At 69.6% G+C, this 16,972-nt stretch carries 12 protein-coding genes; 11 read left to right on the forward strand and 1 reads right to left on the reverse strand.

The features are described 5' to 3' along the window. Positions 1-12: 12 nt before the first annotated feature. On the forward strand, positions 13-630 hold the full coding sequence (locus MANAM107_RS11420) for an ANTAR domain-containing response regulator (RefSeq protein WP_223908542.1): 618 nt from the start codon (positions 13-15) through the stop codon (positions 628-630). Positions 631-662: 32 nt separating this feature from the next. On the opposite strand, the gene MANAM107_RS11425 is transcribed toward MANAM107_RS11420, so the two are convergent. Then, positions 663-1,337 (reverse strand): PaaI family thioesterase, encoded by a 675-nt coding sequence (locus MANAM107_RS11425; protein ID WP_223908545.1) that lies wholly within the window; start codon positions 1,335-1,337, stop codon positions 663-665. A gap of 14 nt (positions 1,338-1,351) precedes the next feature. On the opposite strand from MANAM107_RS11425, the gene polA reads away from it, so the two are divergent. The 10 genes from polA (at position 1,352) to MANAM107_RS11475 (ending at position 16,922) form a co-directional block, all read left to right on the forward strand. Continuing rightward, on the forward strand, positions 1,352-4,156 hold the full coding sequence (polA, locus tag MANAM107_RS11430) for a DNA polymerase I (RefSeq protein WP_223908548.1): 2,805 nt from the start codon (positions 1,352-1,354) through the stop codon (positions 4,154-4,156). A 429-nt stretch (positions 4,157-4,585) separates the two neighbouring features. Then, on the forward strand, positions 4,586-6,037 hold the full coding sequence (rpsA, locus tag MANAM107_RS11435) for a 30S ribosomal protein S1 (protein ID WP_179900343.1): 1,452 nt from the start codon (positions 4,586-4,588) through the stop codon (positions 6,035-6,037). A 186-nt stretch (positions 6,038-6,223) separates the two neighbouring features. Then, positions 6,224-7,993 (forward strand): hypothetical protein, encoded by a 1,770-nt coding sequence (locus MANAM107_RS11440; protein WP_223908551.1) that lies wholly within the window; start codon positions 6,224-6,226, stop codon positions 7,991-7,993. A 52-nt stretch (positions 7,994-8,045) separates the two neighbouring features. Then, positions 8,046-8,366: a DMT family transporter gene (locus MANAM107_RS11445; protein ID WP_179899380.1), complete on the forward strand. Its 321-nt coding sequence runs from the start codon at positions 8,046-8,048 to the stop codon at positions 8,364-8,366. A gap of 81 nt (positions 8,367-8,447) precedes the next feature. After that, positions 8,448-9,077, forward strand: coding sequence for a dephospho-CoA kinase (gene coaE / locus MANAM107_RS11450; RefSeq protein WP_223908553.1), 630 nt, complete (start codon positions 8,448-8,450; stop codon positions 9,075-9,077). Positions 9,078-9,323: 246 nt separating this feature from the next. Further along, on the forward strand, positions 9,324-11,420 hold the full coding sequence (gene uvrB, locus MANAM107_RS11455; RefSeq protein WP_223908555.1) for an excinuclease ABC subunit UvrB: 2,097 nt from the start codon (positions 9,324-9,326) through the stop codon (positions 11,418-11,420). 364 nt (positions 11,421-11,784) lie between these two features. After that, on the forward strand, positions 11,785-13,254 hold the full coding sequence (arcD, locus tag MANAM107_RS11460) for an arginine-ornithine antiporter (RefSeq protein ID WP_223908557.1): 1,470 nt from the start codon (positions 11,785-11,787) through the stop codon (positions 13,252-13,254). A 34-nt stretch (positions 13,255-13,288) separates the two neighbouring features. Continuing rightward, positions 13,289-14,545, forward strand: coding sequence for an arginine deiminase (locus MANAM107_RS11465; protein WP_179899376.1), 1,257 nt, complete (start codon positions 13,289-13,291; stop codon positions 14,543-14,545). A gap of 49 nt (positions 14,546-14,594) precedes the next feature. Next, on the forward strand, positions 14,595-15,605 hold the full coding sequence (gene argF, locus MANAM107_RS11470; protein WP_223908559.1) for an ornithine carbamoyltransferase: 1,011 nt from the start codon (positions 14,595-14,597) through the stop codon (positions 15,603-15,605). 312 nt (positions 15,606-15,917) lie between these two features. Beyond that, on the forward strand, positions 15,918-16,922 hold the full coding sequence (locus MANAM107_RS11475) for a TerC family protein (protein ID WP_223908563.1): 1,005 nt from the start codon (positions 15,918-15,920) through the stop codon (positions 16,920-16,922). Positions 16,923-16,972 lie beyond the last annotated feature (50 nt).

Genomic DNA, 16,972 nt, shown 5'->3' on the forward strand with positions numbered 1-16,972 from the left:
AGGATCTATGGTGTGAGCAACGAGTCCAGCACCACCCGATCCCGCAGGGTCCTCGTCGCCGAGGACGAGACCCTCATCCGCCTTGACATCGTGGAGACCCTGACAGACGCGGGCTACGACGTCGTCGCCGAGGCCTCCGATGGTGAGGAGGCCATCCGCCTGGCCCAGGAGCACCAGCCCGATCTGTGCGTCATGGATGTCAAGATGCCGGTCACCGACGGCATCACCGCCGCCGAGCGCATTCTGGACAAGCACTCCTGCGCGGTGGTCATGCTGACCGCCTTCTCGCAGACCGACCTGGTCGAGCGCGCCAGCGCCGCGGGGGCCATGGCCTACGTCGTCAAGCCCTTCACCCCGGCCGACCTCATCCCCGCCCTGGAGATCGCCCTGTCGCGGCACGAGGAGATCCTGTCCCTGGAGAACGAGATCAGCGATCTCACCGAGCGCTTCGAGACGCGCAAGCGGGTCGACCGCGCCAAGGGACTGCTCATGGAGCGCATGGGCCTGAGCGAGCCCGAGGCCTTCCGCTGGCTTCAGAAGACCTCGATGAACCGGCGCCTGACCATGCGCGAGGTCGCCGATGCAGTCATCGAGCAGGTCGGCGCCGCAGCCAACAGCAAGGACGACTGACCCCCGCCCCCGCGATCCCCGGCGGGCAGTCCTCAGGTGAACAGGCTGCGCAACGTCCCGCGGGCGATGTGCCTGCCCTTCTCGTCGCTCACACTGACCTCGTAGACGGCGGTGCGCCGCCCCCGGTGAATGGGGGTGGCCACCGCCGTCACCCATCCCTCCTCAGCCGGCCGCAGATGCGAGACCGTCAGCTCCGCCCCCACCGGCACCGAGCCGGTCGGCGCAGCCTCCCGCGCCGCGACCGAGGCCGCGGTCTCGATGAGCGCCGCCGTCGCCCCGCCGTGGAGGATCCCCACCACCTGGCGGGCCCCATCCACCGGCATCCGCACCTGCGTGAGATCGGCATCGCGCTGGACCACCTCCATGCGCAGGGTCTCCATGAGCGTGCCCTCCTCGTCCTCCTCCAGGCCGGCGTGCACGGCGCTGAAGGCCGAGATCGCCGATCCGGCGGGACGCGGATCGGGATAGGGGCGGCGCCCCGGATCCGGGAAGGCCACCGGCGCCGAGCTCGACGCCGACAGGGCGGCCAGCGTCTGGCCCACCGGCCCCAGGGGGCCGACAACCGTGGGCCGCTCCGCAGCGCCGGTGCCGCTGGAGGCGCCGTTGGGCGAGGGGCTAGTGGAGGAGGCGCCGTCGCAGGAGGCGTCACCCGAGCCGGTCGCGGGACTCGGGGGCGCGGTGGGGCTGTCGGGCTGCGTGTTGCTCATGGGCCTAGGCTGTCATGGTGAGCACCAACGCGACCAGCCCGCACCGACCCGGGAGCCAGGACCCCGCCAGGCTCCTGCTCATCGACGGCCACTCCATGGCCTTCCGCGCCTTCTACGCCCTGCCGGTGGACAACTTCACCACCTCCACGGGCCAGGCCACCAACGCCGTCCACGGCTTCACCTCCATGTTCCTGTCCCTGCTGGAGGGCGAGGCCCCCACGCATGCGGCCGTGGCCTTCGACCTGCCCGGGGGGACCTTCCGCACCGAGGAGTACGCCGAGTACAAGGGCACGCGCGAGGAGACCCCCCAGCCCTTCATCGGGCAGGTCGAGCTCATCGAGGAGGTCCTCGGGGCCATGGGGGTGCGCACCATCACCGCCCCCGGGTATGAGGCCGACGACATCCTGGCCACCCTGGCGGCCTCGGCCCAGGACGAGGGCCTGGAGGTCCTCGTGTGCTCGGGGGACCGCGACTCCTTCCAGACCGTCACCGAGCGCTGCACCGTGCTCTACCCGGTCAAGGGCGTCTCGACCCTGCGGCGCATGACCCCCCAGGAGGTCGAGGAGCGCTACGGCGTCACCCCCGAGCGCTACCCGGACCTGGCCGCCCTGGTGGGGGAGACCAGCGACAACCTGCCGGGCGTGCCCGGGGTGGGGCCCAAGACGGCGGCCAAGTGGATCGGCCTCTACGACGGCCTGGAGGGCGTCATCGCCCACGCCGAGGACATCAAGGGCAAGGCCGGCCAGTCCCTGCGCGACCACCTCGACGACGTCCTGCGCAACCGCCGGCTCAACCGCCTGGTCACCGACCTCGACCTGGGCCTGAGCATCGGCGACCTGCGCCTGGAGGGCGCCGACAGGGCCGGTCTGGCACGGGTCTTCGAGACCCTGGAGTTCCGCACCCTGCACCAGCGCTCCCAGCGGATCCTCAGCTTCGCCCAGCAGGAGGGCGCGGCGGCGCAGGCCGACGACGACGAGGGGCCCATGGGCCGGCTCCTCGGGCTGGAGGTGGGCGTCCTGGGCCATGACCTGGAGCCCGGGGGCCTGGGCGCCTGGCTCCAGGAGCACCTGCCCGCGCCGGGCCCCGGGTCCCGCCCCGCCCCGCTGGGCATCGACGTCGTGGGCGCCCTGCGGCCGGTCCAGGCCGACGCCCAGATCGTCTCCATCTCCGATGGCGCCAGCGCCGTGGCCATCGACACCGCCGAGCTCAGCGTCCAGGACGAGGCCGTGCTCGAGGCCCTGCTCGCCGACGTCGAGCGCCCCAAGATCGTGGCCGACGCCAAGGGGGCCTGGCACGCCCTGAAGGCCCGGGGCCTGAGCCTCGACGGCGTCATCGCCGACCCCTGCCTGGCGGGCTACCTGTGCCGGCCCGAGCAGCGCTCCTACGACGTGGATACCCTGGCGCAGCGCTGGCTCGACATCGACCTGGCGGGCCTGGCCGACGGCGCCGCGCAGGAGACCGGCTCCCAGCAGGCCCTGGACCTGGACTCCCTGTCCTCGGGGGCCGCCGGGCAGGCCCTGGCCTCCGCGCGCCGCGCCGCCGTCCTCCTGCCCCTCCAGGAGGTGCTGGAGGTCCAGATGGAGCAGCGGCGGGCCACCGCCCTGTTCACCGACCTGGAGATGCCCGTGGCCGCCACCCTGGCGGTGATGGAGGACGCCGGCATCGCCGTCGACGACGCCGTGCTGGCCACCCGGGCCACCGAGCTCGACGCCCGCGTCACCCATGCTGCGCAGGGCGCCTTCGCCGCCGCCGGGCACGAGCTCAACCTGTCCAGCCCCAAGCAGCTCCAGACCGTCCTGTTCGACGAGCTGAGGATGCCCAAGACCCGCAGGACCAAGACCGGCTACACCACCGACGCCGAGGCGCTGGCCGGCCTGCATGCCAAGACCGGCCACCCCTTCCTGGCCCACCTGCTGGAGCACCGCGACGCCATCAAGCTGCGGCAGACCGTGGAGGGCCTGCGCAAGGCCATCCAGCCCGACGGGCGCATCCACACCACCTTCCAGCAGACCATCGCCGCCACCGGCCGGCTGTCCTCCACCGACCCCAACCTGCAGAACATCCCCGCCCGCACCGAGGAGGGGATGCGCATCCGCGAGGCCTTCACCGTCGGGCAGGGCTACGAGTGCCTCATGACCGCCGACTACTCCCAGATCGAGATGCGCATCATGGCGCACCTGTCGGGGGACGAGGCCCTCATCGAGGCCTTCCGCAGCGGGGAGGACCTCCACCGCTACGCCGCGGCCCTGGTCCACGGCATCGAGGTCGAGCAGGTCACCGCCGAGCAGCGCAGCCACGTCAAGGCCATGAGCTACGGCCTGGCCTACGGGCTGTCCACCTACGGGCTGGCCCGTCAGCTGGGCATCGACAACGCCGAGGCCTCCGCGCTGCGGGACGCCTACTTCGCCCGCTTCGGGCGTGTCCACGACTACCTGGAGTCCGTCGTCGAGCAGGCCCGCCGTGACGGCTACACCCAGACGATGCTCGGACGCCGCCGCTACCTGCCCGACCTGACCAGCGACCAGCGCCAGCGCCGCGAGATGGCCGAGCGCGCCGCCCTCAACGCCCCCATCCAGGGCAGCGCCGCCGACATCGTCAAGAAGGCCATGGTCGAGGTCGAGGCGGCCCTGGCCGAGCAGGGCCTGGGCAGCCGCATCCTGCTCCAGATCCATGACGAGCTCATGGTCGAGGTGGCGCCCGGTGAGTCCGAGGCCGTGCGCCGCCTCCTGGTGGAGCGGATGGGCGCCGCCGCCGAGCTCTCCGTGCCCCTGGAGGTCGCCACCGGCTCCGGTCTCACCTGGCGAGAAGCCGCCCACTGAGTCAGCGCAATTGTGACCTTCGGCCGGGAGGGTGGAGGACGTCGGGGCCCCGCCGCCCACGTTGCCGTTGAAAAAATCCTGAACCAGGTGTTTCATTAAGGGTGAGAGGGTTTATTATGTATGGTTCTGGGTGGTTTGGGAGGGTGTGGTGGTAGTGCGGATCCCGCATGTGTGAGCGATGACACCTCCATGGCGGCACTTGGGGCGCGGATAGCGCAGTCACGGATTCGTCACATGCTGCTAGGGTTCACTCGTGCGTCCCTGGGCGTCTCGCGCGTGAAGGATTGTCTATGAACCTGTTCATCAGACATGATGTCAGCGGAATGACGCCCTGCTGCGCGGGGTCTGGTCCGGGCCGGTTCCCGTAGCAGTGGGATGCGCGGTATCTATCGACCCGAACCACCTATCCGCATTCGGAGCACCCACTCAATGACCACCACCACACCCAGCCCCGCCCCGGTCGCCGTCAACGACATCGGCTCGACCGAGGAGATCCTCGCCGCCGTCGACGAGACCATCAAGTACTTCGACGACGGTGACATCGTCGAGGGCACTGTTGTCAAGGTCGACCGCGACGAGGTCCTCCTCGACATCGGCTACAAGACCGAGGGTGTCATCCTCTCCCGAGAGCTGTCCATCAAGCACGACGTCGACCCCGACGAGATCGTCTCGGTCGGCGACGAGATCGAGGCCCTCGTCCTGCAGAAGGAGGACAAGGAGGGACGCCTGCTCCTGAGCAAGAAGCGCGCCCAGTACGAGCGCGCCTGGGGCACCATCGAGCGCATCAAGGAGGAGGACGGCGTCGTCACCGGCTCCGTCATCGAGGTCGTCAAGGGCGGCCTCATCCTCGACATCGGCCTGCGCGGCTTCCTGCCCGCCTCCCTGGTCGAGATGCGCCGCGTGCGCGACCTCCAGCCCTACGTGGGCCGCGAGCTCGAGGCCAAGATCATCGAGCTGGACAAGAACCGCAACAACGTGGTGCTCTCCCGCCGCGCCTGGCTGGAGCAGACCCAGTCCGAGGTCCGCACCAACTTCCTCCAGACCCTCCAGAAGGGCCAGGTCCGCTCCGGCGTGGTCTCCTCCATCGTCAACTTCGGTGCCTTCGTGGACCTGGGTGGCGTGGACGGCCTGGTCCACGTCTCCGAGCTGTCCTGGAAGCACATCGACCACCCCTCCGAGGTCGTCGAGGTCGGTACCGAGGTCACCGTCGAGGTCCTCGACGTCGACTTCGACCGCGAGCGCGTCTCCCTGTCGCTCAAGGCCACCCAGGAGGACCCGTGGCAGGCCTTCGCACGCACCCACGCCATCGGCCAGGTCGTGCCCGGCAAGGTCACCAAGCTCGTCCCCTTCGGCGCCTTCGTGCGCGTCGAGGACGGCATCGAGGGCCTGGTCCACATCTCCGAGCTCGCCCAGCGCCACGTCGAGGTGCCCGAGCAGGTGGCCAAGGTCGGTGACGAGGTCTTCGTCAAGGTCATCGACATCGACCTGGAGCGCCGTCGCATCTCCCTGTCGCTCAAGCAGGCCAACGAGGGCGTGGACCCCGCCTCCGAGGACTTCGACCCCTCCCTGTACGGGATGGCGGCCGAGTACGACGAGGAGGGCAACTACAAGTACCCCGAGGGCTTCGACCCGGAGACCAACGAGTGGCTCGAGGGCTACGACGCCCAGCGCGAGGCCTGGGAGGCCGAGTACGCGGCGGCCCACGCCCGCTGGGAGGCCCACAAGGCCCAGGTCGCCAAGGCCTTCGAGGAGGAGCAGGACACCGGCGCGGCCGCCCCGGCCGGCTCCTCGTCCTACTCCTCGGCCCCGGCAGAGGCCTCGGGCACCCTGGCCTCCGACGAGGCCCTGGCCGCTCTGCGCGAGAAGCTGACCGGCAACTGAGCCCCTGTATCAGTTGACGCTCATCAACGAGCCGGGAGGGCTCCACCCGCGGACCGCGGATGGAGCCCTCCCGGCTCGTGTGCGCCTGGGTACTACCTGGTTCCTCCTCCCCATCGCGGTGGCGGTCCGCGTGTGTGAGGCTTCCCCCGGCGCATGCGCCGCACCCGCACGGCAGGAGGACTGGGCATGATGAGCTGGGACGATCTGGTCGACGCCCTGGAGGACATGGATCCCCGGTCCCCCTCCCGCCCCAGTGTCATCGCCCTGCGCGATGCCCTGCTCTCCGTGCGCCAGGCCGGCGCCGGCGTGGACCGGGCCCCCGCGCAGGCCGCCCGCCTCCTGGCCGCCGTGGATCGGGCGTGGATCACCCAGCTGGGGCAGGACCCCGACACCACCACTGAGCAGATCGAGGCCATCGCGGAGACCTGCGAGGCGCTGCGCAGCGCCCACGGCGAGTCGGCGCTGCCCCTGCACTACGCGCGCGTGGAGCTGCTGGTGAGCCTGGGGCTGCGCAATGACGCCATCGAGCAGCTGCGCGTGGCCAGGCTCTTCTCCTTCGAGCAGCCCGACACCGGCGCGGTGCTGGCCGCCGCCCGGATGCACGACGACTACTCCGGCGTCATCCGCACCGCCACCGCCCTGGCCACACGCCCCGAGGCCGATCCGGTGGGGGCGGCGCGCACCCTGGGCGCCTCGCTGCTGCCCTACCTGGCCCAGGGGCGGCGCGTGGAGGCCGAGGACGCCCTGGCCTCCCTGACCGCCCTGGACCTGCCCACCGCCGAGCGCCTGCGTGCCCTGGGCGATCAGCTGGAGTACCTGGGCATGTCCTCCCAGTGGCAGCGCGCCCTGGCCGTGCTGCGGCACACGGCGCTGGACGGCGCGGCCCAGGCCAGCGCCTGGAGCCTGATGAGCACCGCGGTCGGCCTGTCCCTGGTGCTGCGAGAGGCGATCCGGGCCGACTACGGGCGCAACGCCCTGGGCGTCGCCCTGGACTGGCGCACCCCCTGGGGGGAGCTCACCCTCACCGCCTGGGACACGGTGGCCCGCTCCTACGACCAGGCCACTGCCTTCGTGCGTGCCCTGGCGGTGCGCTTCGATCATCGCAACGGCAACAACGGGGTGTCCCACCGCGTGGAGACCCAGATGGCGGCGGAGGCCTCGCGGTTGGCCGCCCGCTCCTACGGCACCGTCACGGGTCCCGTGCCACCGGATCCGGCGCAGCTGCGCAACCGGCCGGCCCTGCTGGCGCAGGTGCGCGAACTGCTGACCCTGGCCCGCGGCTACGGCATGGACTCGGTGCGCGAGCGGGCCATGTCCACTGCCGAGACGGTCAGCGCCTCCCTGGCGGAGGTCTCCGACGACGCCGACCTGGAGCTCGTCGTCGACCTGCGCCTGGCCTTCGCCCGGCTCCTGGCAGTCCTGGGAGCCAACGAGCGCGCGGAGAGGGAGAACCTGGACACCGCCGCCCTGTGCGAGAGCCAGGGCTGGGTCGAGAGCGCATGCGCCGCCCTGGCGCTGGCCTCCCACGCGGCGCAGGCCCGCGGCGACCGGACCACCGCCGAGCAGGCCTGGCAGGCGTGCCTGGAGCAGCTGGAGGCCTGGCCCCCCGGGCGCCCGGGGGAGCGCTGCTCCATCCTCACCGAGGCGGTGGGGGACCCCGGCCTGAGCGCACGGGTGCTCGTCGAGCTCGCCGCCGTCCTGACCCAGGGCGTCGAGCAGGACCACTCCCGGGCCTCCATCGTCCGGGAAGTGCTCTCCCGCGCCTCCGCGCAGCTCTCGCGCAGCGCCCACCCGCCGCGCGGGGTGGCCGGGGCCATCGCCTCCATCGAGGAGCGCATCGCCCCCTACGGGCGGGGCCGGGGCGGGAGGCGCCGAGGCGGCGGCGCACCGGTGACGGCTCAGGATGCCGGGCGGGATAAGGCGGTGCCCGCGCGCGGGCCGCGGCACCTGGCCTAGCCCCGGGCCGGATCCGGGCGCCGTCCGGGCCGGCGTCTGCTAGGTTCCTGCCATGCCCTGGATCATCCTGATCGCCTCGGGCCTGTTCGAGGCCGTCTGGGCCACCGCCCTGGCCCGCTCCGAGGGGCTGACGCGCCTGTGGCCCGCACTGGTCTTCGCCGCCTGCCTCCTGGTCTCGATGAGCGGGCTGGCCTATGCGCTGCGCGAGATCCCGGTGGGCACGGGCTACGCCGTGTGGACTGCCGTGGGCGCGGCCACAACCGTCGTCTGGGCCATGGCCACCGGTGCCGAGGCCGTGTCCCTCGTGCGCATCGCCCTGCTCATGGTGCTGGTGGGCTGCGTGGTCGGGCTCAAGCTCACTGAAGCCCAATGAGAGCCCGCCCGTCGCGGGACTCGCGCTGAGCCAGGAGCGGAGCGGCACCACATTCGCCCTCGAGGCGGGCATCATAGTGGTATGAGCCACTCAGCACTGACCACCAGCCGCCCCGCCGGGCGCGCCCTGCGCGTCGGTCTGACCGGGGGGATCGGTTCGGGTAAATCGACCGTCGCAGGCCTGCTCGCCGATCACGGGGCCACCATCATCGTGGCCGACGACGTCGCCCGCGAGGTCGTCGAGCCCGGCAGCCAGGGCCTGGCCGCCGTCGTCGCCGAGTTCGGCCAGGAGATCCTCACCCCCGAGGGGGCCCTGGACCGCTCGGCCCTGGGACGGATCGTCTTCGCCGACGAGCTGCGCCGGGCGCGCCTGGAGGAGATCCTCCTGCCGCTCATCGCCGCCGAGGCCTGGGCGCGCATCGACGCCGTGCCCGCCGGCCAGGTCGCCGTCTACGACGTGCCCCTGCTGGTCGAGGGCCAGATGCAGGACATGTTCGATCTGGTCGTCGTGGTCGAGGCGGATCTGGAGGCGCGTATTGAGCGCCTGGCCGAGCGCGGCCTGGAGGCCGAGCAGGCCATGGCCCGGATCGCCTCTCAGGCCACCGACGCCGAGCGCCGGGCCGTGGCCGACGTCGTCATCGCCAACTCCGGGAGCCTGGAGGACCTGTCCCGGGCCGTGGCGCATCTGTGGCGGGAGCGCCTGGCCCCGTAGGGGGCTCAGCAGGCCTTGCGCGCGGGGGTGCGGCTGGGTCCGATCGCCCCGAGGATCGTGGCGGATACGGCGAGGATGAAGGCCATGAGTGCTCCTGTTCAGCTCCGAGAGGGGTGGGACGTCGCGCGCGACCACCAGCCTAATGAAAAGACATATATATAGGGCAACAAATCAGGGGCTCCTCGTATCAATGTCGTTGCGGGGCGGCAACGGGGAGGCTGCGTGCCGGGCGCGTAGCCTGGGGCCATGCGCCCCGTGACCGAGCTCCAGCGAGCCGCCAAGCCCTTCGAGGTCATCAGTCCCTATCGGCCCAGTGGGGATCAGCCCGCCGCCATCGCCGAGCTCGCCGAGCGCCTGAGGGCGGGGGAGAGGGACATCGTCCTGCTCGGCGCCACCGGCACGGGCAAATCGGCCACCACGGCCTGGCTGGTCGAGCAGGTCCAGCGCCCCACCCTCATCCTGGAGCCCAACAAGACCCTGGCTGCCCAGATGGCCGCGGAGTTCCGCGAGCTGCTGCCCAACAACGCCGTGGAGTACTTCGTCTCCTACTACGACTACTACCAGCCCGAGGCCTACGTGCCCCAGACGGACACCTTCATCGAGAAGGACTCCTCCATCAATGACGAGGTCGAGCGCCTGCGCCACAGCGCCACCAACTCGCTGCTCACCCGCCGCGACGTCGTGGTGGTCTCCTCGGTCTCCTGCATCTACGGCCTGGGCACCCCCCAGGAGTACGTCGACCGCATGACCCCCCTGGAGGTGGGCCAGGTCATCGACCGCGACGACCTGCTGCGGCGCTTCGTGTCCATGCAGTACACCCGCAACGACACCGACTTCACCCGCGGCACCTTCCGCGTGCGGGGGGACACGGTGGAGATCATCCCCATGTACGAGGAGCTCGCCATCCGCATCGAGTTCTTCGGCGATGAGATCGAGGCGCTGGCCACCCTCCATCCGGTCACCGGGGAGGTCATCGCCTCGGCCGAGCAGGTCTTCGTCTTCCCCGCCTCCCACTACGTGGCCGGGCCCGAGCGCATGGCCCGCGCCATCGAGGGCATCGAGGCCGAGCTGGCCGAGCGCCTGGCGGTCCTGGAACGCGACGGGCGGCTCCTGGAGGCCCAGCGCCTGCGCATGCGCACCACCTACGACCTGGAGATGCTCCAGCAGATCGGGGCCTGCTCGGGGGTGGAGAACTACTCCCTGCACATCGACGGGCGCGAGCCCGGCACCCCGCCCAACACCCTGCTGGACTACTTCCCCGAGGACTTCCTACTGGTCATCGACGAGTCCCATGTGACCGTCCCCCAGATCGGCGCCATGTTCGAGGGCGACGCCTCGCGCAAGCGCACCCTGGTCGACCACGGCTTCCGCCTGCCCAGCGCCCTGGACAACCGGCCCCTGACCTTCGCGGAGTTCAACGACCGCATCGGGCAGACCATCTACCTGTCGGCCACGCCCGGGGACTATGAGACCCAGCTGGCCGACGGCGTGGTGGAGCAGATCATCCGGCCCACCGGGCTGGTGGACCCCAAAGTCGTGGTCAAGCCCACCCAGGGGCAGATCGACGACCTGCTCGAGCAGGTGCGCCTGCGGGTGGACAGGGACGAGCGCATCCTGGTGACCACACTGACCAAGCGCATGGCCGAGGACCTGACCACCTACCTGGCCGAGCGCGGTGTGCGGGTGGAGTACCTGCACTCCGACGTCGATACCCTGCGGCGCGTGGAGCTGCTGCGCGAGCTGCGCCTGGGGCGCTTCGACGTCCTGGTGGGCATCAACCTGCTGCGCGAGGGCCTGGACCTTCCAGAGGTCTCCCTGGTCTCCATCCTGGACGCGGACAAGGAGGGCTTCCTGCGCTCGACCCGCTCCCTCATCCAGACCATCGGGCGCGCCGCCCGCAATGTGTCCGGCGAGGTGCACATGTACGCCGACCAGGTCACCGCGGCCATGGCCGAGGCCATTGAGGAGACCGAGCGCCGGCGCACCAAGCAGCTGGCCTACAACACCGAGCACGGCATCGACCCCCAGCCGTTGCGCAAGAGGATCGCCGATGTCACCGACATGCTCGCGCGCGAGGACATCGACACCGCCGAGCTCCTGGCCGGTGGCTACCGCGGGCACGAGGACGCCGCCGTGCGGGCGGGCCGCCGCCGGGCGGCGGAGTCCACGGTCCGCGAGAGGCTGGCCGGCGCCGCCCAGGGCGAGCTGGTCGAGCTCATCAACGAGCTCACCCAGCAGATGCACGCCGCGGCCGAGGACCTCCACTTCGAGCTGGCGGCCCGCCTGCGCGATGAGATCCAGGATCTGAAGAAGGAGCTGCGGGGCATGCGCGCCGCCCAGTGAGACGGTCGGGCCCGGTGGCGCTCGTGGCGGGAGGCGAACCCACAGCACTCCGATGCCGGATCGGCCGGTCCCGGTGCGGCCGGGAAAAGCGGACCTAGGTCCCAGCCGGCTGATGCGGTGGCATCCAGGAGCGGCACCGGCGATGCAGGGGCCCGGTCCGTGATGCATGGGACCCGAGACAATGACCGGGAACTTCCCAAGGGGGTGCTGTCATTGCGATTCCCGCTCGGGATAATTACTGCATCTATTCATTACTGGGGTTAACTATTCATTTTCGGGCGGATGCCCGGGATCTTTGCTTTTTCCTCCAGGTGCAGGGATACTGAATGCGATATCATCCTGCTAGCCACAAGGGAGCGGCCGTATGAGTGACCCCATTGATGCCGGAGCCGGCACTGCCACAGCGGCGGAGCGGTCCACGAGTCGAAAGGTGCCTCTGGCGGCGCTCGTCGCCCTGGTCATCGGCTCGATGATCGGGGGAGGGATCTTCGGCCTTCCCCACCAGATGGCCAGCGCTGCGGCGCCCGGTCCCCTCATCGTCGGATGGATCGTCACCGGCCTGGGCATGCTCATGCTCGCCTTCGTCTTCCAGCGCCTGGCCGTGACCAAGCCGGAGATCGATGCGGGCATCTACGGCTACGCCCGTGCGGGATTCGGTGACCTGGTCGGATTCTCCTCGGCCTGGGGGTACTGGATGTCCGCATGGATCGGGAACGTCGGATACCTGGTCCTCCTCATGGCCTCCCTGGGGGTCTTCCTGCCCGGATTCGGCAATGGCAATACGGCCCAGGCGATTATCATCGCCTCCTTGGTGATGTGGCTCTTCCACGTCCTCATCCTCAGGGGGATCCGTGAGGCGGCCGTGGTCAACGCCCTGGTGACCATCGGCAAGGTCCTGCCCCTCATCGTCTTCATCGTCATCGGCATCTTCTCCTTCAAGCTGGAGCTGTTCACGGCCGACTTCTGGGGCACGGGCGACTCCTCCCTGGGCGGAGTCATCCACCAGGTCAAGTCCATGATGCTGGTGACCGTATGGGTATTCATCGGCGTGGAGGGGGCCTCGGTCTTCTCCGAGCGCGCCAGGTCCCGCACCGACGTCGGCCGGGCTACGATCATCGGATTCGTCTCGGTGCTCGCGCTCCTGCTGGCCGTCAACATCCTGTCCTACGGCATCGTCGCGCGCCCCGAGCTGGCGCAGCTGAGCGATCCCTCGCTCGCCGGCGTCCTGGAGGCCGCCGTGGGCCCCTGGGGCGCGAAGTTCATCGCCCTGGGACTGGTCATCTCCCTGGTGGGAGCGCTGCTGTCCTGGTTCCTCATGTGCGCCGAGATCATCCGCGTCCCCGCCACCGAGGGGCTCATGCCCCGCGTCTTCGGCAAGGAGAACGCCAAGGAGGTGCCCGCCGCGGCCCTGTGGCTGACGATGCTCCTGGTCCAGCTCTTCCTCATCTGGACCTACTTCAACGCCTCGACCTACACCGCGCTCATCCTCCTGGCCTCCTCGCTCATCCTGCTGCCCTACCTGCTCTCGGCGCTCTACCAGGTCATCGCCTGCCTCCAGGCGCGCAGCAGCGGCCGGCCGGTCCCCTGGACCGACATGGCCATCGGCGTGCTGGGCACCGTCTACGGCCTGTGGCTGCTCTACGCCGCCGGCCTGGTCTACCTGCTCTACACCTCGATCTTCTACCTCCTCGGCCTGCCCTTCTTCCTCAGGGCGCGCAGCGAGCAGCAGGCGCGCCCCCTCCTCAAGCCCCTGGAATGGGGCCTGGTGGCGGTCCTGGTCGCCATGGCCGCCTACGCCGTCTACGGCCTGTCCCAGGGGACCCTGTCCCTGTAGGGATCTCGCATCACCATCGAACAGAGAGGTTCACATGTCCACCACGGAAGAGACCACCAGCAAGCACGGAGTCTGGTCGGAGGTCGGCACGCTGCGCCGTGTCATGGTCTGCCGCCCCGGCCGGGCCCACGAGTTCCTCACCCCATCGAACTGCCACGACCTGCTCTTCGACGACGTCCTGGACGTGCCCAAGGCCCAGCGCGACCACGACACCTTCGTCAGCATCATGCGCGAGCGCGGCGTGGAGGTCCTGGAGCTGCGCGACCTGCTCTCCGAGGTCCTGAGCATCCCCGAGGGCCGGGCCTTCATCCTGGACCGCCGCGTCAACCACGCCACCATGGGGGTGGGCGTGGCCGAGGACCTGCGCGCCTGGATGGATGAGATGCCCTCGGCCGAGCTGACTGAGCTGCTCATCGGCGGACTGGTCTCCGACGAGGTCCCCTCCGACGTGCTGGGCACCGGCATCGCGCCCTTCCACGTCAACAGCGACGACCCCGAGATGCTCATCGCCCCCCTGCCCAACACCCTGTTCACCCGCGACAACTCCGCGTGGATCTACGACGGCGTGGAGCTGTCCCGCATGTACTGGGGCGCCCGGCGCCGGGAGGTCCTGCTGCTGACGGCCATCTACAGGTACCACCCCATGTTCAGCTACAGCCACCACACCTGGCTGGACACGGTGGGCAAGGACATGGGGCACACCTTCATCGAGGGCGGCGACATCATGCCCGTGGGCAAGGGCGTGGTCCTGGTCGGCATGGGGGAGCGCTCCACCTTCCAGGCCGTCAGCCAGATCGCCAAGTCCCTGTTCGAGGCCGGCTCGGCCGAGCGGGTCATCGCCGCCCGGATGCCCAAGGAGCGGGCCGCCATGCACCTGGACACCGTCTTCACCTTCTGCTCCCAGGAGGTGGTCAACATCTACGAGCCGGTGGTCAAGGCGATGGACGCCTTCTCCCTGCGCCCCGATGAGGCCGAGCGCGGGGGCATCAGGGTCGACTACGACGGCGATGACTTCCTGGGCACCGTCTCCCAGGCACTGGGCGTCCAGCTCCACGCGGTGCGCTCCACCGCCGGCCGCTACGGCGCGGAGTGCGAGCAGTGGAACGATGGCAACAATGTCGTGGCGCTGTCCCCGGGAGTGGTCGTGGCCTACGATCGCAACTACTCGATCAACGCCAACCTGCGCGATGCGGGTATCGAGGTCCTGGAGATCCCCTCCTCCGAGCTGGGGCGCGGTCGCGGCGGCGGCCACTGCATGACCTGCCCCATCGACCGGGACCCCGCCTACTGATCCGCCGATCAGTCGATTCACCGATCACGAGAACGAAGGAGTCATCGTCATGAGCCACGAGCTGTCTGGTCGTAGTTTTTTGAAGGAGTTGGATTTCTCTGCGCAGGAGTGGGGTGGTCTGCTGGAGTTGGCGGCGGAGTTGAAGGCCGCGAAGAAGGAGGGGCGTGAGGTCAAGCGGTTGGAGGGTAAGAACATCGCGTTGATCTTTGAGAAGACCTCGACGCGCACGCGGTGCTCCTTCGAGGTGGCGGCCTATGATCAGGGTGCGCAGGTGACGTATCTGGATCCTTCGGGCTCGCAGATGGGTCATAAGGAGTCGGTGGCTGATACTGCTCGGGTGCTGGGCCGGTTCTATGACGGGATCGAGTTCCGTGGTAAGGAGCAGGCTCATGTCGAGCAGCTGGCCGAGCTGTCGGGGGTGCCGGTGTGGAACGGTCTGACCGATGAGTGGCATCCCACCCAGATGCTGGCCGATCAGCTCACGATGCTCGAGCATGCGGGGGGCAAGGCGATCGGGGAGATCTCCTTTGCCTATCTGGGGGATGCGCGCAATAACGTGGCCAACTCCCTGCTGATCGCCGGGGCGCTGATGGGCATGGATGTGCGCATGGTGGCCCCCGCCGAGTTGCAGACCAGTGCTGAGGTGGTGGCCCAGGCCCAGCGCCTGGCCCAGGACAGCGGGGCACGGATCCTCATTACGGATGATGTGGCCGCCGGTGTGGCGGGGGTGGACTTCTTGTACACCGATGTGTGGGTCTCCATGGGTGAGCCCAAGGAGGTCTGGGATGAGCGCATCGCGCTGCTGCGGCCCTACCAGGTCAACGCTGAGATGCTCAAGGCCACGGGCAACCCGGGTGTGAAGTTCCTGCACTGCCTGCCGGCCTTCCACGACCGGGCCACCACGGTGGGCCAGGACATCTACGACAAGACCGGCATGGAGGGGCTGGAGGTCACCGACGAGGTCTTCGAGTCCGAGCACAACGTGGCCTTCGACCAGGCCGAGAACCGCATGCACACCATCAAGGCCGTCATGGTCGCCACCCTCGGAAACTGGGACTGAGAAACCGGCCCGGAGTCACGGCGGGCCCGCCCCCTGCGCAGCGCGGGGGCCGGGCCCGCCGCGCCGTGCGGGGTCGCGCACTCCACATCCCGGGAGGCGGTACCTCCGAGACCAGCCCATGGTCGGGACGTTAGACTCACAAGCACTGACCATGCGGAGGGGAGTACTCCCACAACGGTGGCGTCGTCATCACGGCGGACGGGGCAGCGGCCCTGACCCCCGGCGCCACAGGCCCGCGGCCGGGGTGCCATGCCCCGATCGGCGCGGCGGGAGGAGACCTCCGGTACCCGACCTGTACCGGAGGTACACCTAGTGGATGTCCACGCTCTTGGATGGATCGCCCTGGCGGCGATCATCCTGACCATGATCACGATCGACATCGTCGGTCATGTGCGCACCCCCCACGAGCCCACCATGAAGGAGGCCGCCTGGTGGTCGGTGGCCTACATCGCCATGGCCGTGGTCTTCGGCGGCATCGTCTGGGCGGTCTGGGGGCCGGTCTACGGGCAGGAGTACTTCGCGGGCTACATCACCGAGAAGGCCCTGAGCGTGGACAACCTCTTCGTCTTCGTCATCATGATCTCGGCCTTCCGCGTGCCCCGGAAGTACCAGCAGGAGGTGCTGCTGGCGGGCATCATCATCGCCCTGGTGCTGCGCCTGGTCTTCATCCTGGCCGGCGCCGCCCTCATCGAGAACTTCTCCTGGGTGTTCTACATCTTCGGCGCGTGGCTGCTGTGGACGGCCATCTCCCAGGCCCGCGAGGGCGTGGAGGAGCCCAGTGACCACGACCAGGAGTACGAGCCCAGCCCCTTCGTGCGCTTCATCTCCCGGGTCGTGCCCATCACCGACGGCTTCGTGGGCGGCAAGCTGGTCCACCGTCATGCCGGGCGCACCATGATCACCCCCATGATGCTGTGCATCATCGCCATCGGCACTGCCGACGTCATGTTCGCCGTGGACTCCATCCCGGCGATCTACTCCCTGACCCGCGAGCCCTACCTCGTTTTCGCCGCCAACGCCTTCTCCCTGCTGGGCCTGCGCCAGCTCTACTTCCTCATCGACGGGCTGCTCGACCGCCTCGTCTACCTCCACTACGGGCTGGCGGCCATCCTGGGCTTCATCGGCTTCAAGCTCATCAACCACGCCCTGCACGAGAACGAGCTGCGCTTCATCAACGGCGGCGAGCACTGGGAGGTCATCCCCGAGCCCTCCATCGGCGCCTCGCTCGGGTTCATCGTCGTGGTCATCCTCATCACCGTCCTCGCCTCGGTCATCAAGTCCCGCTCCGACGCCCGGGCGAAGGAGGTCTCCGCCTGATCGGCCGCGGGGTGCAGAAGGCGCCCGGAGCCGCCCAGTAGGCTCTCGAC

This window comes from Actinomyces capricornis (assembly GCF_019974135.1).
In the GTDB taxonomy this organism is placed as follows: Bacteria; Actinomycetota; Actinomycetes; order Actinomycetales; family Actinomycetaceae; genus Actinomyces; species Actinomyces capricornis.